The 24,025-nt window shown below is 43.8% G+C and carries 18 protein-coding genes and 3 tRNA genes; 11 read left to right on the top strand and 10 right to left on the bottom strand.

Annotation, left to right across the window (positions count from 1 at the left end):
- Positions 1-79: 79 nt before the first annotated feature.
- From fabF to B076_RS0108000, 8 genes are read left to right on the top strand one after another with little or no spacing between them, the layout of a single operon-like run.
- Positions 80-1,318 (top strand): beta-ketoacyl-ACP synthase II, encoded by a 1,239-nt coding sequence (gene fabF, locus B076_RS0108035; protein WP_028486848.1) that lies wholly within the window; start codon positions 80-82, stop codon positions 1,316-1,318.
- 42 nt (positions 1,319-1,360) lie between these two features.
- Positions 1,361-2,758, top strand: a complete 1,398-nt coding sequence (locus tag B076_RS0108030; protein WP_084205735.1) for an aminodeoxychorismate synthase component I — start codon at positions 1,361-1,363, stop codon at positions 2,756-2,758.
- Entirely contained in the window at positions 2,755-3,624 is an 870-nt protein-coding gene (pabC, locus tag B076_RS12490) for an aminodeoxychorismate lyase (RefSeq protein WP_084205734.1), read from the top strand. Before B076_RS0108030 ends, pabC begins: the two co-directional genes overlap by 4 nt.
- Positions 3,624-4,655, top strand: a complete 1,032-nt coding sequence (mltG, locus tag B076_RS0108020) for an endolytic transglycosylase MltG (RefSeq protein WP_028486846.1) — start codon at positions 3,624-3,626, stop codon at positions 4,653-4,655. The genes pabC and mltG overlap by 1 nt, the downstream gene beginning before the upstream one ends.
- A gap of 39 nt (positions 4,656-4,694) precedes the next feature.
- Positions 4,695-5,324, top strand: a complete 630-nt coding sequence (tmk, locus tag B076_RS0108015; RefSeq protein ID WP_028486845.1) for a dTMP kinase — start codon at positions 4,695-4,697, stop codon at positions 5,322-5,324.
- Positions 5,321-6,304, top strand: a complete 984-nt coding sequence (gene holB, locus B076_RS0108010) for a DNA polymerase III subunit delta' (RefSeq protein ID WP_028486844.1) — start codon at positions 5,321-5,323, stop codon at positions 6,302-6,304. The genes tmk and holB overlap by 4 nt, the downstream gene beginning before the upstream one ends.
- Positions 6,301-7,080: a TatD family hydrolase gene (locus B076_RS0108005; protein WP_028486843.1), complete on the top strand. Its 780-nt coding sequence runs from the start codon at positions 6,301-6,303 to the stop codon at positions 7,078-7,080. The genes holB and B076_RS0108005 overlap by 4 nt, the downstream gene beginning before the upstream one ends.
- A gap of 16 nt (positions 7,081-7,096) precedes the next feature.
- Complete coding sequence (locus B076_RS0108000; RefSeq protein WP_051347256.1) at positions 7,097-8,911, top strand: ABC transporter ATP-binding protein; 1,815 nt, start codon at positions 7,097-7,099, stop codon at positions 8,909-8,911.
- Positions 8,912-9,026: 115 nt separating this feature from the next.
- Here B076_RS0108000 and folD read toward each other — a convergent pair whose 3' ends face one another.
- Positions 9,027-9,887, bottom strand: a complete 861-nt coding sequence (gene folD / locus B076_RS0107995; protein WP_028486841.1) for a bifunctional methylenetetrahydrofolate dehydrogenase/methenyltetrahydrofolate cyclohydrolase FolD — start codon at positions 9,885-9,887, stop codon at positions 9,027-9,029.
- A gap of 233 nt (positions 9,888-10,120) precedes the next feature.
- Between folD and B076_RS0107990 the strand changes: the two genes are divergently transcribed.
- From B076_RS0107990 to B076_RS0107980, 3 genes are all read left to right on the top strand, one after another.
- A tRNA-Pro gene (locus B076_RS0107990) sits at positions 10,121-10,197 on the top strand.
- A 51-nt stretch (positions 10,198-10,248) separates the two neighbouring features.
- Positions 10,249-10,325 (top strand) — tRNA-Arg (locus tag B076_RS0107985).
- A 29-nt stretch (positions 10,326-10,354) separates the two neighbouring features.
- Positions 10,355-10,430, top strand: a tRNA-His gene (locus tag B076_RS0107980).
- A 105-nt stretch (positions 10,431-10,535) separates the two neighbouring features.
- Here B076_RS0107980 and B076_RS13180 read toward each other — a convergent pair.
- From B076_RS13180 to B076_RS0107940, 9 genes are all read right to left on the bottom strand, one after another.
- Positions 10,536-10,718 (bottom strand): helix-turn-helix domain-containing protein, encoded by a 183-nt coding sequence (locus B076_RS13180; protein ID WP_084205733.1) that lies wholly within the window; start codon positions 10,716-10,718, stop codon positions 10,536-10,538.
- A gap of 161 nt (positions 10,719-10,879) precedes the next feature.
- Complete coding sequence (locus B076_RS0107975; protein ID WP_157753540.1) at positions 10,880-12,514, bottom strand: hypothetical protein; 1,635 nt, start codon at positions 12,512-12,514, stop codon at positions 10,880-10,882.
- Positions 12,515-12,937: 423 nt separating this feature from the next.
- The gene (locus B076_RS0107970) at positions 12,938-13,690 is read right to left on the bottom strand and encodes a M48 family metallopeptidase (protein ID WP_028486839.1); all 753 of its coding nucleotides are present in this window, start codon (positions 13,688-13,690) and stop codon (positions 12,938-12,940) included.
- The gene (locus tag B076_RS0107965; protein WP_028486838.1) at positions 13,690-16,959 is read right to left on the bottom strand and encodes a type I restriction endonuclease subunit R; all 3,270 of its coding nucleotides are present in this window, start codon (positions 16,957-16,959) and stop codon (positions 13,690-13,692) included. The genes B076_RS0107970 and B076_RS0107965 overlap by 1 nt, the downstream gene beginning before the upstream one ends.
- 8 nt (positions 16,960-16,967) lie before the next feature.
- Entirely contained in the window at positions 16,968-18,785 is a 1,818-nt protein-coding gene (locus tag B076_RS0107960; protein WP_028486837.1) for a UvrD-helicase domain-containing protein, read from the bottom strand.
- Positions 18,782-20,575, bottom strand: coding sequence for an ATP-dependent nuclease (locus tag B076_RS0107955; protein WP_028486836.1), 1,794 nt, complete (start codon positions 20,573-20,575; stop codon positions 18,782-18,784). Before B076_RS0107955 ends, B076_RS0107960 begins: the two co-directional genes overlap by 4 nt.
- Positions 20,576-20,595: 20 nt before the next feature.
- Positions 20,596-21,807, bottom strand: coding sequence for a restriction endonuclease subunit S (locus tag B076_RS0107950; protein WP_028486835.1), 1,212 nt, complete (start codon positions 21,805-21,807; stop codon positions 20,596-20,598).
- On the bottom strand, positions 21,797-23,314 hold the full coding sequence (locus tag B076_RS0107945) for a type I restriction-modification system subunit M (RefSeq protein ID WP_028486834.1): 1,518 nt from the start codon (positions 23,312-23,314) through the stop codon (positions 21,797-21,799). The genes B076_RS0107950 and B076_RS0107945 overlap by 11 nt, the downstream gene beginning before the upstream one ends.
- Positions 23,315-23,322: 8 nt before the next feature.
- Entirely contained in the window at positions 23,323-23,943 is a 621-nt protein-coding gene (locus B076_RS0107940; RefSeq protein ID WP_028486833.1) for a restriction endonuclease subunit S, read from the bottom strand.
- Positions 23,944-24,025: the final 82 nt, after the last annotated feature.

Genomic DNA, 24,025 nt, shown 5'->3' with positions numbered 1-24,025 from the left:
TCGAACCTGCGTTTGTTGACGAGAAAGCCGTATTTTTACGGCTTTTTTTATATATGGACTTTAAAAATGAGGATGCATTTTGTCTAAGCGTCGTGTTGTGATTACCGGTTTGGGGGCTTTGACGCCTGTAGGATTAACGGTTTCAGAAACTTGGGAAAGTCTGTTGGCAGGCAAAAGCGGTATCGATTACCTGACCAAGTTTGATACTGAACCTTTTTCAGTCAAGTTTGGCGGAGTGATCAAAGGCTTTGAAGTCACCGATTATATCTCTGCCAAAGAAGCGAAAAAGATGGACCCTTTTATTCATTACGGCATTGCTGCAGGCGTGCAGGCGATTCGTGATTCGGGAATTGAAGTCACAGAAGAGAATGCCACTCGAATCGGTGTGTCCATCGGTTCCGGAATCGGCGGAATCGGTTCAATCGAAAATCAGCATGCAATCGCTCAGAAGTCTGGCCCGCGTCGTATTTCACCTTTTTTTGTACCCAGTGCCATCATTAATATGATTTCAGGTAACCTGTCTATCATGTTTGGTTTGAAAGGCCCGAATATGGCGATTGGTACTGCGTGTGCCACTGGAACGCACAGCATTGGTGATGCCGCCCGCATGATCGAATACGGCGATGTCGATATGATGGTGGCCGGCGGTGCCGAATATGCGACCACCGAACTCGGCTTGGGTGGGTTTGCGGCGGCAAGAGCTTTATCCACGCGTAATGACAATCCTCAGGCAGCGAGTCGTCCTTGGGACAAAGACCGTGACGGTTTTGTGTTGAGTGACGGAGCCGGAGCGGTGATGCTGGAAGAGTATGAGCACGCCAAGGCACGTGGTGCCAAAATCTACGCCGAAGTCTTGGGCTTTGGAATGAGTGGTGACGCTTACCACATGACCTTACCGGCCAAAGGCGGAGAAGGTGCAGCGCGTTGTATGGCTACCGCCTTGAACAATGCCAAACTGGATGTCTCCAAAATCAATTACATCAACGCACATGGCACTTCGACGCCGGCTGGCGATGTATGCGAAACCATGGCGGTTAAATCGACTTTTGGCGAGCATGCATACAATTTGGCGATGAGTTCGACCAAGTCCATGACTGGTCACGCTTTAGGTGCGGCCGGGGCGATGGAGGCGGTCTTTACCGCTTTGGCAATCAAAGAGCAGAAGTTGCCGCCAACCATCAATCTGGAAAACCCCGAAGAGGGGTGTGATTTGGATTATGTGGCCAACGAAGCACGTGATGCCAAGGTCGATTTTGCGCTTTCAAACTCATTCGGTTTTGGTGGAACCAACGCCAGTTTGGTGTTGGGTAAAGTATAATCGTTACTTTTCACCCGACACAGTTAATTGAGAAGCGTAAGCATGGATAGAAGCCAATCTATCAAAACCCAGCAGGCTGTACACATACAGCCTGTTTGCGTTTCTGAGAACCAGCATTTGGATCTTGCCACATTGCATCAGTTGCACCCTCAGCGTTATCCGTTTTTACTGGAAAGCGTCGCTCAGGGGGTGTTGGGCCAGTACGATATTCTATTTGCATTTCCACAAGAGGTGATCCGCTTAGAGGATGTGGCGGATATCGTGCGCTTCCAATCCGAGGTCAAACAGACGTTTTCAGACATGAAATTGACGGAAACGGATTGTCATTTGCCGTTTTACGGGGGCTGGTTTGCGTATTTCAGTTACGATTATGCTCAGGCGATTGAACCCAGTTTGGACTTGCCAAGCTCGCAATTTCCACTCGCCAACCTGACCCGAGTTCCGACTGCTGTGGTGGTGAATCATCAAACCGCAGAGGTTCAAATTGTTGCCGAACCTGAATTTGCGCACCTGATACCGCAGATTCAAGCGGATATCGAATCAGCCTTGACGACACCGGTGAACGAGCGCGCGATTCAAATCCAAAATGCTCAGGAAGAACCGGAACAGAAGTATCTGGAGGGCGTCAAAGCCATAAAAGAATATATTCTTTCCGGGGACATTTTTCAGGTCAATCTGTCGCGTCTCTGGCAGGTCGAACTGGCGGAGAAGTCTAATTATGTGGATGTTTATCGTGCCTTGCGTACTCATAACCCGGCTCCGTTTGCGGCTTTGGCTTATTTTGATGAACAGCAACCGTGGAGCATCATCAGCTCTTCACCCGAGCGATTGGTCAAGTATCAGCCCCCCTGGGTAGAAACCCGCCCGATAGCCGGAACCCGCAAACGCAGTGATGATTTGGCGACCGATCAGGCATTGATTGATGAATTGATTTCGCACCCCAAAGAGCGCGCCGAACACATCATGTTGATTGACCTGGAACGCAATGATTTGGGGCGAATTTGTCAGCCCGGTACGGTTGAAGTCAATGAGTTGATGGTGGTGGAGACCTATGAGCATGTGCATCACATCGTCTCCAATGTGCGCGGCCAGTTGCAAGACGGCTATGATCCGCTGGACATTGTACATGCCCTGTTTCCGGGAGGCACTATTACCGGTTGTCCGAAAGTTCGTTGCATGGAGATCATCGCCGAACTCGAACAGATGCCCAGAGAAGCCTACACCGGTTCTTTGGGATACATCAATCGTGATGGTTCCCTGGATTTAAATATTCTGATTCGCACCATGGTGCATAGCCAGCAGGGTGAACAGTCAATTGTTCAGTTTCGAGCCGGAGCCGGCATCGTTGCGGATTCGGATCCGCAACATGAATTGACTGAAACCCGCCATAAGGCTAAAGGCTTGATTCGAGCCCTCAGAAGCCAGGAGGCTTTGGATTGAGCAAGCCGACAACGCGAACTTGGGTAAATGGGCAGGCCTGTTCAACAATCAGTTTATTGGAACGGGCGTTTCAGTATGGCGACGGTTTTTTCACGACCATGTTGGTGTGTCAGGGCAAAATCTACAACTGGTCTGGACATTGGTTCAGGATTGAGCAAAGTGCGTTGCGTTTGGGTTTTCCAAAGCTCGATCAGGCTCAAACTCTTGAACAGCTTGCAGGGGTACTATCCGAGCAGGATTTGCCTCAACCTCAAGTGCTCAAATTAATTGTTTCCAGGGGGCAGGGAGGAGTTGGCTACCAACCGCCAAGCGACCCTTCGATCAATCTGGTGGTGCAGTTGTCGCCACACCCTGTGTATGCCACGAGCGAAGAGATGGCCAAACAGCCGGAGCCATTGCAATTGAAACGCTGTGATTCCGTTTGTGGCATCAATCCACAGTTGGCGGGGCTGAAACATCTTAACCGTTTGGAAAACGTTCTCGCCAGAGCCGAATTGGCGGACACCGGATTTGCAGAAGGGTTGATGCTGAACGCCAATCAGCAGGTGATTTGCGCCACTCAATCCAACCTGTTTCTGATTCAGGGAAAGGAAGTGATTACGCCCGATTTGAGCCAGAGCGGAGTCGCCGGGACAACCCGTCATACGCTGCCTCAGATCATAAAGAACTTGGGTTTGACGTGGTGTGAGCGCATCGTTCGTCTGGAGGACTTGGCTCAGGCCGATGAGGTTTTCTTGAGCAATGCGCTACGCGGCATCATGCCGGTTGCGAAATTTGAAGAGCAGGTTTTTGCGGTTGAACGTACATTTGAAATTCAGCAGGCCTGGTATGAGTGGCAACAGAATAACGCGAAACAGGTAGTTTAGTGAAACGTATTTTCTTAAAATTGTTCAAGTGGATGGGCCTACTGCTTATAGTAGCCGCATTGGTTTTGGGTTATCAGGTTCGCCAGTTTTTGATTGAACCCATCTCAACCCAAACGCAGCCAGCCGTGGTTGAGATTCAACCGGGTGCTTCAGCAGCGAGTGTCGCCAGTCAGCTGCATCAGGCAGGCCTGTTGAATTCCCCTAAGTGGTATGTCTGGTATTTACGTTATTTTGACCGGCATGGCTTGATCAAAACTGGCGAGATGATGATTGAGCCAAGCTGGACGGTTCAAGAGCTAACCGAGGCCTTGATTAAAGGTGAAACCGTCAAATATCCGGTGACGTTGATTGCCGGGCACACTTTTAAGGAGACTTTGCAGCAAGTTCAGGCATTGCCCAAAATCGACAAGCAATTGTCGACGGAGCGGTTGTCGGAGTTGTATGAGGTGTTTGCTCTGTCGAACGCGAACTCGTCCGCTTATCCTTTTGCCGGACTGGAAGGACAATTCCTGCCGGAAACCTATTTTTATCAGGCCGGAGATTCCGACAAGGATATTCTGTTGCGTGCCCAGACCGACTTGCAAGCGGTTTTGCAACAGGCCTGGCAGAATCGACAGCAGGGGTTGCCGTTCAAAAGTCCTTATGAGGCTCTCATTATGGCGTCGTTGGTTGAAAAAGAGACCGCCGTTGCGCAAGAGCGTACGTTGATTGCCGGCGTGTTCATTAACCGTTTGAACAAGCGTATGCGTCTGCAAACCGATCCCACCGTCATCTATGGCATAGGTCCGAGTTATGACGGCAATATCCGCAAACGAGATTTATTGACAACCACCCCTTACAACACCTATCGTATCAATGGTTTGCCGCCTACGCCGATTGCCCTGCCGAGCCGCGAGGCAATTGAGGCGGTGATGCATCCCGATCAAACCAAGGCATTGTATTTTGTTTCCAAAGGCAATGGCGAACACTATTTTTCGGAAACCCTGAACGAACACAACCGCGCGGTGCGTAAATATCAATTGCTTAAATGAGTCTTAAGCGCTGAATACAAAACAAGGACACTCAATTGTATGAAAGGTAAATTTCTGACTTTGGAAGGCACCGAAGGCGCTGGAAAGTCAACCAATCTGGCGTTTATAGAAACCTGGCTGAAACAGCGTGGGATTGAAGTCATCACCACACGCGAGCCCGGTGGGACCGAGATTGGCGAAGCGGTGCGTGAGATACTGTTGGACAAGGCCTACACGCAAATGCACGAAGATACCGAACTGCTGCTGATGTTCGCCGCACGCGCCCAGCATTTGCAGGAGAAAATTCTACCGGCACTGGCGCAGGGTAAATGGGTGGTGTCGGATCGGTTTACCGATGCCACCTATGCTTACCAAGGCGCGGCGCGGGGCATTGCGTTTGAACGTATTGCCGAGATTGAAAACTGGGTTCAGAAAGGAACCTTTCCGGATACCACTTTTGTGTTTGATCTACCGATTGAGGTCGGTATGGCACGCGTGGCTTCACGTGGTGGACAGACAGACCGTTTTGAGCAGGAACGCCACGATTTTTTCGAGAAGGTGCGTAATGCTTATCTGAAACGCGCGGCTCAGACTCCGGAGCGTTATCAGGTGCTGGATGCCAGTCAACCGCTTGAGAGTGTGCAGGCGCAGATTGAGGCCAGGTTGCAAACATTGTTGGAGACGGCATGATTTATCCCTGGATGGAAACACAGTGGCAACACTGGCAGACGCTGCAGAGCCGGTTAGGGCATGCTTATCTGTTATCCGGCCCTCATGGGATCGGTATTGAAACCTTTGTTCAGCAGCTGGCTCAGTCTATCTTTTGTGAGCAACATAACGCCTGTGGTCACTGTTCTGGCTGTCATCTGTTCGTCACCCAGCAACATCCTGACTTTTTCCATCTGAAGATTCAGGAGGACAAAAAAGAGATTTCCGTGGATCAGGTTCGCGAACTGGTCTACAAACTCAATGAGACCTCCCACCAGGGGGGGGATAAAGTGGCTTGGGTGGAAGGGCCGGAACATCTCAACCAGTCGGCTTTCAATGCTTTGTTGAAAACGCTGGAAGAACCCGCTGCACAGACCTTGTTCATTCTCACGACGCACAAGGTGGGAAGCTTACCTGCCACCATCATCAGCCGATGCCAAAAATTGAACTTCACTACGCCGCCGATTGAAGATGCATTGGTCTGGTTGCAAGAAGCCAACCCGCAAGCCGATATCACCTTGTTGAAACGGGCATTACGTTTGAATTGGGGCGCACCCATTGCGGCGCACCAGTGGATTGAGTTGGGGCTGTTTGACCAGGATAATGAATGGAAAACGGCACTCAAACAGATGCAAAACGTTCAAAAAACGGTGCCGAAAGTGGTTGAGAAATGGCTGAAGTGGGAGCAACCTCAGCAAGTGTTTGATTACTTCTACCAGTGGTCGGTGTCGGCGTTACGGGCGGCTTTGTATAAAGCCGATTCGGATTACAGCGATGAGCAGATTCAGAACTGGCTACGATTTCAACAGGCCTGTCTACAGGCCAAAAACAGCTGGCATGCCAATGCCAATAAACAATTGGTTATGGAAGCCTTGTGTCTGGAATGGTTACAGATTCAACAATCGCAGACACCTTTACAGAGCGTGTTTGCCGGAAATTTGATAAAAGGAAGTTTAGCGTGATAGTCGATTCACATTGTCATTTGAATATCCTGCCGGAAGACAAAGTCGGTTCGGTGGAAGAAGTCATCGAACGTGCCGCGGAATTAGGCGTGAAACGTATTCTATGTGTGGCGATTAACCCGCAGCAGTGGCCAGAAGTATTAAAATTGGCTGAACAATTTGATGAAGTCTATGCCGCGATTGGCGTGCACCCTTGTGAAGACCCCGATGTGGTGGTGTCTGACGAGGCGCTGATTGAAGCGGCTTCCCACCCCAAGGTGATCGCCATCGGTGAAGTCGGGCTGGATTATTTCCATTTCGATGCCGAAGCCGAATCGATGGAATGGCAGCACGAACGTTTCAGGCAGCACATCCGCATTGCCAAACAGTTGGATAAACCCTTGATCATCCACACCCGCAACTCCACACCGGATTGCCTCAGCATTCTGGAGCAAGAAGGGGCGGATGAAATCGGCGGCATCATGCACTGTTTTGTTGAAGACATGGCCACGGCGCAACGCGCCATGCAAATCGGTTTCTACATCTCTTTCTCAGGCATCGTCACCTTTAAAAATGCCGTTGAACTCAAGGAAGTCGCCACGCAAATCCCGCTGGAACGTTTATTGGTGGAAACCGATTCGCCCTATCTGGCACCGGTGCCTTACCGGGGCAAGACCAATCAGCCGGGTTATACACGCTATGTGGTTGAAGAGATCGCCAAACTCAAAGGTTTGACGTTTGATGAAGTCGCGCAGGCCACCACCTACAATTTCAACCGTCTGTTTAAGCTGGTTTAGGATTTTTATGAGAGGCATGGCTGCCGAAATACCCCAAAAAGTCAAAGTCAGGGCTTTGTCTGAACGATCCTATACCTGGACGCGTATCTTTGAGCTGGTCAAACAGCATAAGCCGCAACTGGTGAAAGCGCACATCATCGCCTTTTTGGCGATGCTGGCCACCGTGCCTTTGCCGCTATTGCTGCCGATTCTGGTGGACGAGGTGCTGTTGGATAAGCCGGGGCCGATTGTGGCGTTTCTGCAATCCTTCGTCAGTCCGGATTGGTACGGCCCGGTCTATTACATTACCGCCATCACGATCATCACCATACTGTTGCGAATTTTCGGCTTGGGCTTTGGCGTCTGGCAGATGCAGCAGTTCACCGTCATCGCCAAGGACGTGACCTTTAAAATCCGCAAGGATTTGTTGGCACGCGTGCAGGGTGTTTCCATGGCACAGTATGAGACGCTTGGCAGCGGCAGTGTCTCTGCGACCTTGTTGAATGACGTCAACAGCATCGACACCTTTTTAGGCACCACCGTCAGCAAGTTGATTATCGCAGTGTTCTCCTTGGTGGGCGTCAGCTTGGTGTTGTTGTGGCTGAACTGGCAGTTGGCGCTGTTCATTATCTTTCTGAATCCGGTGGTGGTCTATTTCACCATGGTGTTCGGGCGTAAGGTCAAGACCCTTAAAAAACAGGAAAACAGTGCGGTCGATGTGTTTCAACAGTCGCTGACCGAAACATTGGATGCGCTTCAACAGGTGCGCGCCGCCAATCAGGACAGCAATTTCTTTGACCGGGTTCGTCAAAGCGCCTACTCCATCAAGCAGCATTCCGAAGCCTTTACTTGGAAAAGTGACGCCGCCAGCCGTTTTTCCTTCATGATCTTCCTGGTTGGGTTTGACGTGTTCCGCGGTGTGGGCATGCTTATGGTGGTGTTTTCGGATCTGAGTATCGGGCAGATGATCGCCGTGTTCGGTTACCTTTGGTATATGTTGGGGCCAGTGCAGGAGATGCTGGCGATTCAATACGGTTACAGTGCGGCCAGCGGGGCCTTACAGCGCATCAACGAAGTGCTGGATTTGAAGCAGGAACCGGTTTATGTGTGCCGGGTCAATCCGTTTGTTGATCCAAAACCCATTTCAGTGGCGGTTAAGGATGTCAGTTTCGCCTATCCCGGGAAAAGCGAACAGGTGTTGCATAATCTTAATTTCACCATTCAGCCAGGCGAAAAACTGGCGCTGGTGGGGGCGAGCGGGGGAGGAAAAACCACTCTGGTGCAAATTCTATTGGGCTTTTATGAAACGTTATCCGGCCAGGTTCTGTACGGCGGGCAACCTATTGATGAAATTGGTCAATCGACCGTGCGTGAGCATGTGGCGACGGTTTTGCAGCAGCCGGTTTTGTTTCATCAAAGCATCCGTTTCAATCTGACTTTGGGGCAGGAAATAGACGAATCCAAATTATGGCAGGCGTTGCAACAGGCGCAGCTCGACGATGTGGTCAAGTCCCTGGAAAAGGGATTGGATGCCGTTGTTGGTCGAAACGGCATTAAACTCTCCGGAGGTCAACGCCAGCGTCTGGCGATTGCGCGCATGATTCTTCAGGATCCTAAAGTGGTGATTATGGACGAAGCGACCTCGGCCTTGGACATGGAAACCGAACGTAAGTTGTATCAGGATTTGGCACCGTTTCTGGAAAATCGCACCACCTTGATTGTGGCTCACCGTTTGAGTTCGATCAAACAGGCTGACCGTATTCTGGTGTTTGAGGACGGCCATATCATTGAAAGCGGCAGCCATGACGAGTTGATTGCCCAGCAGGGCACCTATCACAAATTGTATCGTTGATAACCGGTTGAGCACGGTTTGGCGTCAACAAAAAAGCCCGTTGCAGAATGACTCTGCAACGGGCTTTTTTATGGGCAAGATCGAAAATGAACAGGCCTGTCCATTTTCAAATATTCTAGGCTTTGCAATCCAGGTGATAGGCCACTTGCAGGGTGTTCTGTAACAGGGTGGCGATGGTCATGGGTCCGACACCACCCGGAACCGGCGTAATCCAGCTGGCTTTTTCCTTGGCGACATCGTATTCCACGTCGCCGCACAAAGTACCGTCGTCAAGACGGTTGATGCCCACATCGATGACAATCGCCCCGTCTTTAATCCAATCGCCTTTGACCATGTTGGGAATGCCCACGCCGACCACTACCAAGTCTGCTTCCGAGACTTTTTGAGGCAGATCTTTGGTGGCACTGTGGCAGATGGTGACGGTAGCACGCTCATTCAGTAGTTCCAGAGCCATCGGAACCCCAACAATGTTGGAGGCTCCCACCACAACCGCATTCAAACCACGCAATGGAATTCCGGTTTTGGCCAACATGGTCATGACGCCATGCGGGGTGCAGGGGGCAAGCTGAGTCATGCGGGTGGCCAAACGACCTACATTATATGGGTGAAATCCGTCCACGTCTTTACAAGGGGAAATACGCTCGATAATGGTTTCCGGGTCAATATGTTTCGGAACCGGCAATTGCACAATAATCCCGTGCACCGTATCGTCCGCATTGAGTTTGTCGATCAGCGCCAAAACCTCTTCTTGGGAGGTTTCCGCAGGCAACACTTCTGAGACGTCATTAAAACCGGCTTTTTGGCAAGCGATTTTCTTGTTGCGCACATACACTTGAGAGGCCGGATCTTCCCCCACCATAATGACCGCTAACCCCGGCGGTTTTTTGCCTTGAGCAACCTGTTGGTTAACCTCTTCTTTAATGGACTCGCGTAACTCTTCTGCAATGGCTTTACCGTCAAGGATCTTAGCAGACATAACATCTCCCAAATGATGTATCAATTAAAAACCAATATGATACCCGATTTTGTCGCATTTCTGCTTGGATTACATGGTTTTTATTGGGCGAAGCGACAGGATTCAAAAAAGGAATCAAATACTTAGCTAAAGATACCCATAAACCGCGCTGATACGCCCTAAAAAAATAACCAAAATTTCATAATTACTGGTTGACAGTAGTGGGGGTCGTCTATACAATACGCCCCATCTTACGGAGTGTAGCGCAGCTTGGTAGCGCACCTGTTTTGGGTACAGGTGGTCGGGGGTTCAAATCCCTCCACTCCGACCATATTCTTGAGGGCCTGATTTCTTTCGGGTCTCAGTAACAAGGTTCGAAAGAGCGCCCATAGCTCAACTGGATAGAGCATCGCCCTTCTAAGGCGAGGGTTTCAGGTTCGAATCCTGATGGGCGCGCCATTTCCGGCGTGTCGATCACGCCATCTATGGCGGATGTAGCTCAGTTGGTAGAGCCCAGGATTGTGATTCCTGTTGTCGCGGGTTCGATCCCCGTCATTCGCCCCATTTTTCTTTTATATTTCAGTATGTTACGCACTCAATAGTTTTTAAGTATTTCTTGCTTTTTTGCCGTGCCCCCGCTGTGCCCCCAATAGAATCTGACTAAAATTTTTACGTGCAAGTTCTTTTTCTAGATTCTAGCCACAGGTCAACATCTTCATTTAAATAGAATACTCTTCCTCCTACTTTTGTAAACGGCAGGTCATGTCTCCCAGTAGTTCTCCATACCGCTAGAGTTCCAACTGTTACTCCAAGTAATTGAGCTGTTTCTGATGGTGATAATAGTTTTCTCATGTAAGAGACTCCTTTTTAAAATTTATTTATTTTGTTTTTTCTTTAATTCTCTTTAATCATATTTTTAATATTTGTTTGTAGATATAGTTTTTTCTTTTTTTCAGACAACTTTTTAAAAAATGGCACTGGAATATGGATACTGTTAATCAATAACCACATTTCTATCGATTCAGCTCGTCTAAAGGCTCGTTTTCATAAACGCTTAAAAGTTTTTTGTTAATAAGTAATGCTTCTTGTTCAGGAGTGAGCATAAGTTCAAAATCATATTTCTCAGGCTTTTTAGTTATTAATTTATAAAACTCGATAAACACTTCATCTGAGCCTTCAAAGAAGCCTTGGTCTAATTTTGATTTATGAGTCGCCAATAGAAGGGTATAGGCTTTTTCATAAGCTGTTTTACTTTCGGTATTTTCAACAACTACTCTAATAACTTGTCCGTTTTGTTCTTGAACTTTAAAACGTGTTCCTATATTGGTGGTTACCCAACCAGACTTTTGGTCAAACCATTTAATAAAGTCCAAAAACTCTTCATTTGAATCTACGGGTTTGCCAAACACCATCATATGTTTATGGGACTGTCGGGCAAAGAACGCCTGAAGTTCTGCTTCTGCTTTTAATTGTTCTGCCTGAGCTTGTTGTCTTTGTTGTTTTAAACGTCGTTGTTCTTGCTCTAGTTTTATTTCTTTTGCCTTTAAAGCTTTGAATTGTTCATTGGCGAGTTTAGGCGACACTACCTTGGCTTTTTTTATAATGGGTTTAGGTGAACCAAACCATTTTTCTTCATAGCCTTTTACATAGTCAATCCTTGTCGCTTTGATAGGTTGAAGTTCAAGAGATAATCGTTCTATTTCGGCTTGTGCGTCTATAACACGTTCTTCATAATGCTGTAAACGCTTCTCAATTTTTTCGATTTGGACTTGATGACTTGCTTCTTGATTTGAAAGCTCTTTTAACTTAGTTTCATTCTGTGTAATAAGACGCACATTCTTCTCTAACTTTTTTTGCTGAGCGTTTATTTCAGATTGGATTTTTTCAGCTTCTTTTTGTTTTTCTTCAATTTCAAGTGGTAAACCTTCATGCAATTGTTTAACTGAGCGATGAATTACATTAGATTCTTTCCATACCTCTGGGCTGTAGTTTCCATTTTGCATTGGTTGATTTAGCTTTTGTGCCACTTGTTTCAAACGTTCTTGTTTATCTAATCCACGGGTTAATCCCATCGAAGAAAATGCGTGACCAATCATGTCTTGTTCTTTTCTTAAATTGTCACGGGTTAAGCGAATAGTCTGTTTAAGCTCTGGATTATAGTTGGTAGTGACAAAGTGATAATGAACGGTGGTTTCATCCATGTGTCGAACTAAGTATAAGACTTCTACATTGCGTCGTTTACAAAATGAGTTTACGTAATCTTTGGCACACGCATCCATCTCGTCATGGTTTAAGTCATTGGCTTGGGCATTACGCCCAAAGCCAATAAAACCTGCCAAGTGATTTTTCATATGTGATTGCCAATTACGGATACGTCTTCGTTCTTTTAAATATTCCTTCTCATCTAAATTTTCAGGTGTTATTAATTCTCTTAGCCGTGCTTTTTCAGTATTGAAATGTTGAATAACGTTTTTCTTTTGATGTTTAAATAAAGACTTAGACTCTTTAAACTTTTGACCCATGACAATCTTGTTTAGGTGTGACCTTGAATGGTCTACATAGTTTGGTCTACGTGAATTATCTAAATCATGTGTGAGATTCCCTGTAGTCTTTATGGCTTCCAACCTTACAATTACCGTTCCAGTCATATTCCGCTCTCCAAATTAAATAAATCGAATGACCGTAGGGTTAGTCTATAACCTACTAGCAGCTGTCTTCGACAACTACTATTCGGCGAAGGAGTAAACTCCTTTCGAAACCTCGCCTCACGGCCTTTTAATTCAATCTATAAGATTTTGAGAACTAAGTGGGGATTTGATTTGAAAATTTTGGCAATCAATTCAATTTTTGAAAAGTTGTGCTTGTTATGTAGGTTGGAAGCTGGTTGATAGGAAGGGAAATTTGTAAAACTCTTTCGTGATAAATGAAGAACTCTTATATATTTTGTAAAACTATTTAATGACGAATCAAGAACTATATAACAATTTGTAAAACTCTTTGGTGACGGATGCAGGAGTATATAAGAGTTTATGAAACCGAAGTTCTACAGGTAAAGAGGATGTAATATTTTTTTATTCGCTGAGATAAAGTTCAGCCATGCTATCGAGTTTGGCTTTAACTTCTGAGTAATTCGGCATAACTCGAGACAATAAGCGCCAAAAACGTTCTGAGTGGTTGTGTTCTTGTAAGTGACATAGCTCATGCAGAATGACATAGTCAATACATTCTTTAGAAGCTTTAATTAGGTGAGGGTTTAATAAAATCTTACCTTTAATGGAACAGCTTCCCCACTGTTTTTGCATGGCGAGAGTTTGAATTTCAGGTATGGTTTTTACCCATTGAGTTTGAGGAACTAACTGTTTTAATCTGTCTTTAAAGATTCTGTCTGACTGCGAGCGGTACCAGGCATTAATTAGCTTTTTTATTAAAGCGGTATTATGTCTATCTTGAGGTTTTAGGTTTACCTGAAGTTGTCCGCGTATTAATTTTACGCTCGGTTTCTGCTCTTCAGATTCTAATAGCTTGAGCATGTAACGTCGTCCGAGATAAAACATCATATCGCCACTTTGGTAATGTTTAGGTTGGACTAACTCCTGATGAGACTTAAATTCCTGTAATGACTGCCATATCCAGCGTGCTCGTTTCAGAATGGCTTGATGGATTTCATCTGGATTAGTGCCTTCAAGTGCAGTAACAATGACTTCAGAAGTAGGGTGGACTTTTATGAGTATCTTTTCAGCTTTGCAGTCTGGTTTCCAAATAACATAATATGCGATGGCTTCATCTCCATAGACAAAGCTGAATTGGTCTTGCTGAGTACACATTAAGATTTATAACCTGACAAACCTAGACGGGTGATTTTAATGACTTCCGAGATAATTGCTTGTGCTTTTTCTATACCAATATCTTGGAACAAGAGTGGAAGCAAACCAGTCGTGATTTGATTCTCGATTTCTTGGGGATTAATAGAGTATTCAGACACTGCTTTTCTAACAATTTCGTCTATTTGCACAGCATAATCAAAACAAGAGTCATTGGTAAAAGGTAATGCACCATCAAACTGTTTTAGGAATAGGCCAAAGTAAGCTTGGACATGGCGTTTGTTTTTTGGGTCAAGCCCGTTGAGTTTGTCAGCTGGCAATCCTTCAACTTCTCGATTTTTAACCTTTTCTTCAAAGTCCGCAAACAATAGATATTGTTTAACAGGAGCATCAAACATTTCTTTAGCTTGCTCAATGGCTTCTTTTAGCAATTTAGAAAAGTACTCTTGGGCATAAGGGTCATCGGCTAAGTCTTGTTCAATGCGTTTGGTAACACGGCCCGTAATCACATCTTTTTTATTTCGAGCCTCTTCATCACTCATTTCATGTGGTTTTGAGTCAACGCCCATTTCACCAACTAAATAAGCGCCTTCAGGCTCTTCAATATTTACACCGCCAATGTGCTTATCAAGCAAGGCTTTAATGTCATCTGCATACTCATCATAAGCAACCGTTTCTTCTGCATCTTGACGAACTTGTTGACGAAGTTGAACCATCATTTTTAAAGTGTCTTTATAGAGCTGTCGCTTATTATCAAAACTCTTATCTTCAAAATAACTAGATGATTGAAGAGCTACTTTTAAGCAGTTTGTATACTGTGTTAAAGCGGCGTAGAAATCATCACGTTTTTTCAGGTTGGTATCGGTCAAGTTACCTTCAATATTTTCAATCTTAGGTGCTAAGAAGGCTCTTAAAGCCGGACCATCTTGTTTGTTTTTAACATCATCAAAAATAGCCCAAAGCTCTGAATACAAGCGTGGTAACTTTTTATACTCCGTTTCCATTTGATGATATAGGCCTTTCAGGTCATCAATATCAAATCCACCTTGAGTACGTTTTGCTAAATCTTGGTACTGTTCAATCGTGGTGTCGAGTTCTTTTAGAATCCCACGATAATCAATTAGATAACCAAACTGCTTTTTACTATGTAGGCGGTTAACGCGTGCAATGGCTTGAATCAGGTTATGTTGTTTAAGAGGTTTGTCGATGTAGAGAACCGTGTTTTTTGGCTCATCAAATCCAGTTAGGAGTTTATCTACGACAATCATGATATCTGGCCCAGATTCTTTAGCAAACTCACTGATAATATATTTGGTGTAGGCTTTTTCATCTTGTGAGCCAACGTTTTCTTTCCACCAGTTCTGAACTAAATCGGTGCTTTCACTATCAATGTCTATATGACCTTCACGGGTGTCAGGAGGAGACATGGCGACCACTGAGGAGACTTTACCTATCTTGTCGAGTAATTGTTTATAGCGAATAGCAGAGGCTTTAGAGTCACAAGCTAGCTGACCTTTTAACCCCAAATCTTTAAAGTTCTGAAAGTGGTCTGAAATATCATAAGCAATCAGTTCAAGACGACCTTCGGTTTGATAGATTTGGCCTTTTTGTGAGAACTTTTTCTTTAAGTCACTTTTTTGTTTACTACTTAAGTCAGAGGTAATGCGTTCAAACCAGGCATCAATAGCACTGTCATTAGTACTCAGTTCAGGAATTCGTTCTTCATAAAGTAGGGGAGTGACCGTTTGGTCTTCAACGGCCTGTTGCATGGTGTAAGAGTGAATGATTTTGCCAAACTTATTTTCGGTTTTATCATCTTTTAGTAAAGGCGTTCCAGTAAACGCAATGTAGGCGGCTTTAGGTAAAGCCTGTTTCATGCGTACATTGTTTTCACCATTTTGGCTGCGGTGACCCTCATCAACAAGTACAATCATGTCAGGACTATCGTTATAGCATTCTGGTAGATTAATGGCGGTGCCGAACTTATTGATGATAGAAAAAATAATACGTTCGTTACCTTTACCTATTTGTTCTGCAAGACGTTTACCTGTGGTGGCCATGGCGGATTTTTTATCTTTATCCGATAGCGCACCGCCTGTCGCAAAAGTTCGGGCTAACTGGTCTTCCAAATCCACACGGTCAGTGACCACGACCACACGGCATTTAGCCAACTCTTTTAACCAGATGAGTGCTTTGGCTAAAAACACCATGGTAAAAGATTTACCAGACCCTGTGGTATGCCAAATTACACCACCGTTTCGAGCTCCTTTATCATCAAAGGTGGTAATGCGCTCCACCAAGGCTTTAATGCCAAATACCTGTTGATAACGAGCAACCACTTTACCCACCTTAGTATCGAACAACACAAATAGGCGAGTCATTTCTAAAAGACGTTCAGGTTTAAGTAAAGAGATTAATAATCGGTCTTGGTCGGTGACAATTAAATCGCCACCGCTAATTAAAGAAAGATAGTCTTGTTTGGTATATTGAGGTCTGTGTTCAAAAATGGCTGCAAGTTGTTCAGGCTTTAATGCTAGGTTTTTAATTTTAGAAAAAGTGTTTTCTGAAATGTCTTCTTCTTTCCACTTTGCCCAGAACTTCGCAGGCGTGCCGCAAGTGCCATAAAGCCCTTGATGACCATTAATGGAGAGAAGTAATTGAGAATAGGCAAACAAGTGGGGTATTTCATCCACTTTTTGGTTACGAATGTTTTGAGAAATACCTTCTTCAACGGTAGGTTTACCAGTATGAGAAGAATCTGGGCGCTTGGCTTCAATCACTACCCAAGGTAAGCCATTAACAAAGCAAACAATGTCAGGAATACGTTTGCCTGTGCCATGAGCATTTAAAACCTCAAACTCTTCCGTAAAATGGTATTCATTATTATCAGGGTTTTCCCAATCGATTATTTGAATTGTTGGACTCACTTTTTTACCATCAATAAACTCGGTAATACCAACTCCATAGGTTAGAGCGTTATAGAGCTTTTCATTGGCAGCACGTAACCCCTCATTCATTGCTGGGGTAGCTAACTCTTGAACTATTTTATCTATCGCAGCTTCGGATAAAGGGTGTGACTTTCCTTGGAACTCAAAAGATTGGTCTTTCATCGTTTCACGCAAAATATCCGTCAACACCACTGAGGACAAACTATCACGCATATCATTCGCTTGTTCTGGCGATAGGTATTGATAGTCAAGATTTGCCAGCAAAGTTAAAGCTGGAATCTTAGCACTGACTTCTTCGTGGAATTTTGCGATTAGCTTGTACATGGTTCTCTCTAAGGTCTTTGGGTTAAAATTACACATGGATCAACTTTTGGTGTCAGCAGAGTCGTGTGTTGTTTACCTCTTGTAATACTAACTCTCAAGTTTTGTCTTGACTGAGTGTCAATATTTTCTTTATCGTTAAGTCGCACAATTCGGTCATTATTAGCGACTATTTTCCTTCTTACAATCGTTGGCCAGCCTTCAAAGATAATAACTTCATCAAACTGTTTTCCTTTTGACTTGTGCATATTCATAACAACAACCCCTGACTCCGGTTTAGATTTAGTTGCGAAGTGTTCCTGTGTAAAGGCGTCTTTAACTATGTTCAATGCATCGAGATAATGGCTGTTGTTCCAGCTTAAAGCAAGCCGCGATCGAAGTTCTGTACCCCTATCTAATATGCGAACATTTTTAGCTTCAATAGCTAATTTTTTGAGGCGGGTACATGATCCATTTTCAAGGGTTTGACGAACTGTTAGCCAGTCTTTTTCAGGGTCACCAGTATACTCAATCATTAATACTTGTTGATATGTCTGTACAATTTTGAATATGACACTGCCCTTAGATAATTTTTTTCCTGATTTTAGTTTCTCTTGCATCAGAGAGTATGATTCTCTAATTTTTTGTGCCTCTTTCAGGTTTGAAAGACTAGGTTTTTCACCGCCTTTGCCTTCAAAAAAATTACAAACTAACTCAACAAATATAAAGAAGTGCTCTTTTTTGCTTTGAAAAGAATTTAGCAAATGAGCTATGGTTTCAGCTGCAAGTATCGCTCCAGAAACATCAATAACTGCATTGTGGCTTATTGGTGTTAGTGAGCTAGGAGGACTCCGAAATGCATCAGATACAAGTCTAGTCATTTTTTTGGTTGGAACTAAAACTGCTAAAGACCAATCTGGCTTGCCTGAAGCAATTAACCGTTTTCTAGCAGTGTATACTGTGGTTATAAGTTTAGTGAAAGCGGGTGCTTTCAATGCATCAAATAACTCTATACTAACTCCTTTATAGGCTTCTTCTCTGTAGTTTCCAGTTAGAACATCATTTCCAAAAACTGCTATGTCTGTTCCTGCACTTCTGTGATTGACATCACTTAGATCAACTACATCGGGTTGAAACGCGCTTTTAAAATGGTCTAAACGCTTGGGGTCTGCTCCAATCCACTCGAAGATTCTTTGCTCTTGATCTGCAAGAGAGATAATTCGACAGGCTGAACCAAGCGCTTTTATTACGTTCCATTGTGTTTGGTTAGTGTCTTGAAACTCATCAACGATAATAACTGGAAATGCTTCAGATATTAGTTCAGTTATTTGTGAGCTAGGTTGAATAATATCTAAAGTAAATTTGGCAAAAAAATCAAAACAGATTTTTCCTTCTTCTCTTGCCAAGCGGTACCTTTCTCTTTCTTCAAGGTCTCGCTTTTCAATTTTATCTTGCTGAGAAAGCTTTTTCCCGGCATATCTTGAGCGTATTTCCGATAAAGCTACAGCTTCCTCATGTGGAGCTAAGATTTGTAGTTTTCTTGGTAACCCTAAAAGATAACCGTGGGTTTTCAACACTCTCCAGAAAAAAGCATGGTAGGTATCAACGTCAATTCTTTTTTTTATTTCAGGAGAAATACTCTGTTCATGCTCAATGGCTTCGATAACACGAGAGATGGTTGCCCTGGCAAAGCTTAAAAAAAGAACTTTTTGACCTTTATTTAACTCGTGTTCTGAGATATGAGCAGCTTTTAAAATGGATATAGTCGTTTTTCCGGAGCCAGGACCTCCAGTAACAAGTAGGTGATTACTAGATGACATTACAAGGTTCTGTTCAGCAGTTAAGTTCACAAAAAACTCACTTCTAGAACTGAAGAAGGAGAAGCATCTTCCTCAGTTATTGGTTCAATTTCTTTAAGACATTTAGTTTTCAATTCTTCTGCGGCAGATTTGATCCATTCTGGGATGGCTTCAATAGGTAGGTCTGATAAAAAATCAGCTACTGTACCTTCTGCTTTTGTACTCTTAAAGAACTCTAAAATGGCTGTTCTGGTATTTTCATTGTTTAATGGGAAGAATTTCTCCCTTAAATGGGGTGGCCAATCTATAGAGTCTGCATATGCATTTAATGCATCTTCAGTAGTTCCATTTACGACTAGTTTTTCAAAACCCTTTTCCTCGTGCATCAAGTTTAATTCGACTTGTTCTTCAATTCGTTGTTGATTCTCTTCTGTTTGAGCATCGCAAATTGAGAATGTTTGCTTATCAAGCCCTTTATAAATAGATGCAATATTTGGAATATGTTTTTCTCCTCCAGCATCAATAATACTGATGCCTAAGGCCTCAAGAGGTAGATATTTATCCGGTTCTAATTCATAGAGCCTTCTACAGGCAGCTGGAAATGCTGATGCCTCTGTAGCCCCTTCTGCAACAAGGACTTTTCGAGCTAATAAGCCTTCACAAAATCTAGTTCTAAAATTCTGCCTATAGCTTTTTAGCTTAACCCCAGATGGAAGAGTAATACTTTTTCGTTCTAAGGTTCCTTCACTTCCTCTAGTGAGCACTAATGTATCTTTTATTTCAAACTCTTCTAAAACGAAAGGGGAGTGAGATGTGAATAGAGTTTGGGAGGACAAGCTTTGAACTTCATGAATAATTCTTTTTTGAGCATAAGGAGGAATTGCAGTTTCGGGCTCTTCCATTGCAAAAATAACGTTTTGCTTTGCTTCGGCGATTTGCGATAGCATTGCTAAAACCAGCATATTTATTGTCCCTGTTCCTTGACGATAATAGGGGGCTATATGAGTTCCGTCGCCAGAAGCAATAAAAGCGGTTATAACTTGCCTAAGATTCTCTCTCGTTAAGTTTGAAAGTTTGAGTTGAGGCTCAACTCCCCACTCTTTAGGAACATATTTTTTTAGAGAAGAATTGATGCTTTCGAGAATTGAAGATATACCTAATTCAGGGTCTTCAGCAATGGATATAGTAGATACCTCTTTAAGAGTTTTTTCCCACATTTGAGGCCTTACCTCATTTAATCGCAGGATAATATCTAAAAGGCTGCCTTTTTCTAAGCTAAGTGCTCTTCTTCCTGTTCTCACTGTTCTAAGGTAAAGGAAGCCGCAAATTTGCTTGTGCTTTTTTGTAAACTGTCTTGGAGGGTCATCTTCTGTAATAGACCTAGAAAAGAAAGTTTTAGCTTGAAAATCGTCTTCTTCTGGGTCATACCAACCATGGAAAGTAACTCTTATAGCTGGCTTAATATGTGTAGCATCTACCCCTTCAGGGTCAGGTATGTCATATAGCTGTGAGGACGTTGAATCCCAGAATTCGATATAATTACCAAACTCGATTCTCTGCTCTGTACTGAGTTCGGTTATAACGGTATGGATTTCAATCTTTGGGGAATCACCTCCTCCTTCGCTAGGCTCTTCATTTAAATAGATTCCAGAATAGAAGTCATGTTCGTCAATAGGAGGGTATCTGTTTAGCCTATCTGGCCCAAGTACTAGGTCAAGAGCTTCTAGAATTGTCGTTTTCCCAGTATTGTTGTCTCCAATCAATACGCCGTGTTTAGGTAATAAAATAGAGGCTGACTTTATTCCTCTAAAGTTATTGATATCAAGCTTAACAATTTGCATGAAGTTCCTTTTGAGTTTAATTAACTTAAGACTCTTTTCTTACCGGTTAAAAGCTGTTGCATGAGGGCTTTTTTCTCTTGTTTTAGATGGTCGAGTTTTTGTTTTAGGGTGTCGATTTCTTGGTCGGCGGCGGTTAAGACGGCTGCGATTTTTTGTTGTTCTTTAAGTTCAGGAAGCAAAACTCTGACTTTAAAAAACTCCGAAGGACTTAAGCGTTTTGAGCCTGTTCCGCTCATACGGTTTTCAAGCGATTGATGGAACCAGCTTTGAGAAACGTAGTAAAAGAACCAGCTTGGTTCACATATTCCAATGAAATCAAAAGCTGGTAAATCTTGAGATGTTTCAAAACCATCAAATTCGTTTGGAATTAACCCAAATGAGCCTTTGTGGATATTTTGTTTGCCATAAATAAATTGACCAGATTTTCGAATAAAATGAGCTGTCGCATCAATTGACTCAGTTCCACGAAACTCCCGTTTTTCAATTCCTTTTAAATTTAACCGAACAGTTAAACGATTATCAGGGTTATTCAAGCTTGACGGTATTCGGCTTTCTTTCAACAATTTTCCGATATGGCAATTATGCCACTCCCCAGTAAACGGTTGGCCTGTGTGGTCGTGGAGGCGTTTTTTGCCTGTGAGTAGTTGTTGCATAAGGGCTTTTTTGTGCTGTTGGCTATTGGCCAGCAGTTGCTCGGTGGTGGTAATCGCCTTATCCCAAGTCGATAAAATCTCCGCGATTTTCTTTTGTTCGGGGAGAGGTGGGACAAGTAAAGGTATATGTTCAAGTGCTGCTTTATTTAATTTAAAGCGACCAGCACCTTGTCGTGTCAAGAAGCTAAAAATGTCCCTATGCATAAAGTAGTAATAAAACCATTCCCTTGTCGCACTATTGGTTCCAGCAACAATATGAGCATGATTATTAACGGTACACTTGCCCTCTATAAGTTGAGTCATAGGCAGATTTCTGAACTTTAAAAAATGGTCGCCGTCCTCTCCAATTAGGGCAAATTCACCATCTTGTTCATATGTATCAATGAAGCCTTGTATTTTAGTTGGACCGTAATATGGGTATTGACCTGGATTCTTTTGACGAATTTCATCGCTGATAGGTTTTCTAAATGTGTTTTTTATATCAAACACTTTGCCAACATAAGAGAAAAGCCAATTGCTAGGTACGCTTTTTACCCTAGCTTGCATTAATTCAAGCTGAGAATAAGAATCACGAGTCATAACCCAACTCCTTTAGATAGCCTTCCATTTGGGTTTCTAGCTCTGACAATTGGTTTTGCAGGGCAAGACGCTCGGAGCGCACCGCCATTAGGTCAATTTCGGCTTCTTCTTCAAAGGTATCGACATAGCGCGGGATATTGAGGTTGTAGTCGTTTTCTTTGATTTCATCGAGGGTGGCAAGGTAGGCGTATTTATCCACCGTTTCACGATTACCGTAGGTATCAACGATTTTGGTGAGGTGCTCTTCGGTGAGTTTGTTTTGGTTTTTGCCTGACTGGAACTCTCGACTGGCATCAATAAACAGGACATCATTGGTGGTTTTGTGTTTTTTGAAAATCAAAATTGCCGCTGGAATCCCAGTGCCGAAAAATAGTTTTTCAGGTAAACCTATCACCGCATCGAGTAGGTTTTCTTCAATAAGTTTGGTGCGGATTTTGCCTTCTGCCGCGCCGCGAAATAGCACGCCATGCGGCACAACCACGCCCATGCGACCTGTTTGCGGTTTAAGGGTTTCAATCATATGCAAGATAAACGCATAGTCGCCTTTGGTTTTCGGTGGTACACCACGCTCAAAACGTCCCCAAGTATCATCTGCTGCGTTTTCATGGCCCCACTTATCTAACGAGAATGGTGGGTTGGCGGTAACTACATCAAAGTGCAATAGACCGCCGTTGCTGTCTTGTAGTTTTGGGTTGCGAATGGTGTCACCCCATTCAATGCGGTGGTTGTCTTCGCCATGCAGGAACATATTCATTTTGGCCAGTGACCAAGTTGAACCAATCGCTTCTTGCCCAAATAGAGCGTATTGCTTTGAACCGTTAAATTTCTTTTGAATTTGCTTACCGCACTTCATTAATAGCGAACCGGAACCACAGGCGGGGTCACAGATTTGGTCATTTTCTTGTGGGTCTAAAAGAACTGCAAGTAGGTCTGACACCTCTGGAGGTGTATAGAATTCACCGGCTGATTTTCCTGAGCCTGTGGCAAAGTTTTTAATTAAGAATTCGTAAGCGTTACCAATGACATCCAATGTGCCTACGCGGCTCGGACGAAGATCGAGTTTTTCTTTACCAAAGTCTTCTAATAGGTGGCGCAGGATTTCATTTTTTTGTTTTTCATCTCCAAGCTTGTCTGTGTTAAAGCTAATGTCTTGGAAAACGTTTTTAAGTTTGCTGCCATTGGCTTCTTCGATGGCATGTAGTGCGGTATCAATACGGGTTCCGTTGCCTGCTTCATGACGTTTTTCATATAAATCCCAAAAGGTAGCGCATGCTGGAATTTTGAAAGACTGACTTGCCATCATGGCGGTAATCATCTGTTCATTGCCATCGAACTGCTTTGATAGTTCTTCGTGTTTATCGCGATGCACATCAGAGATATATTTTAAGAACAGCATGGTAAGAACAAAGTCTTTGTAAATGGATGGGTCTACTGTGCCGCGGAAAGTATCGCACGCGCCCCAAACGGCTTTGTTGATTTCATCTTGGTTAATTGGTGTATGTGCCATGGTGGTTCCTATTGTTTTTCTTCTGTCTGAACAAGGTTTTGAGCAAGCACTGTCATTTGGTTATGAATATTGCGTACCATTGTAGCCAAAACTTTTTGTTGTTGAATGCTGTTTTCGTAAATATTTGCCAGAGTGTTTTGTTCTTCAAGTGGAGGGATGCCAATAACAGCGTCTTCAATGATTTGTCGTCTTAAGCTGACTTGAAGAGAACCTTCTGCTGAGCGTTTGAAATAATTTTGTATGGGGGTTTGGTTAATCTGCCAGGCAATAAATTGCATATTTAATTTAGAAGCCCAATCCTTTTTAGGTCTAATCAAAAATAGGGTGGGAGCCAAAGTGATGTCTTCATAGTCTTGCTCAATGTAAGTAGCTGTATTTCTCCAGCCTTTATTGATAAGGATTACGTCTCCGCGTTTAAGCCAATCTGCAGTTCTTTTTCCTGTTAGTTCCGTGCAAATTAAATCCTCTTCAATAAGTTCGCCTAATTCGGAAATGTCTTTTGGCTGAACAGCTCGTGCAGGCCCGTTTGGACTTTCTTGTATTTTTCCTCGAAAGGGGTAGCCAGCTTTTATTTCAGCAACATCTTTGAGTTTGTATATTTGTTTTTTGTTCGATATCTGTTTGGTCATAAATCACCAAGTTGATTTTAGTTAAAGCGATTATGACATAAAAAACCGGAATATAAAGAAAAAGAACAGAAAAAAAATGATG

The sequence above is a fragment of the Thiomicrorhabdus chilensis DSM 12352 genome (assembly GCF_000483485.1).
GTDB classification, from domain to species: domain Bacteria; phylum Pseudomonadota; class Gammaproteobacteria; order Thiomicrospirales; family Thiomicrospiraceae; genus Thiomicrorhabdus; species Thiomicrorhabdus chilensis.
Note: the sequence above shows the minus strand (reverse complement) of the source record. Positions and strands in the feature narration are given on the sequence as shown.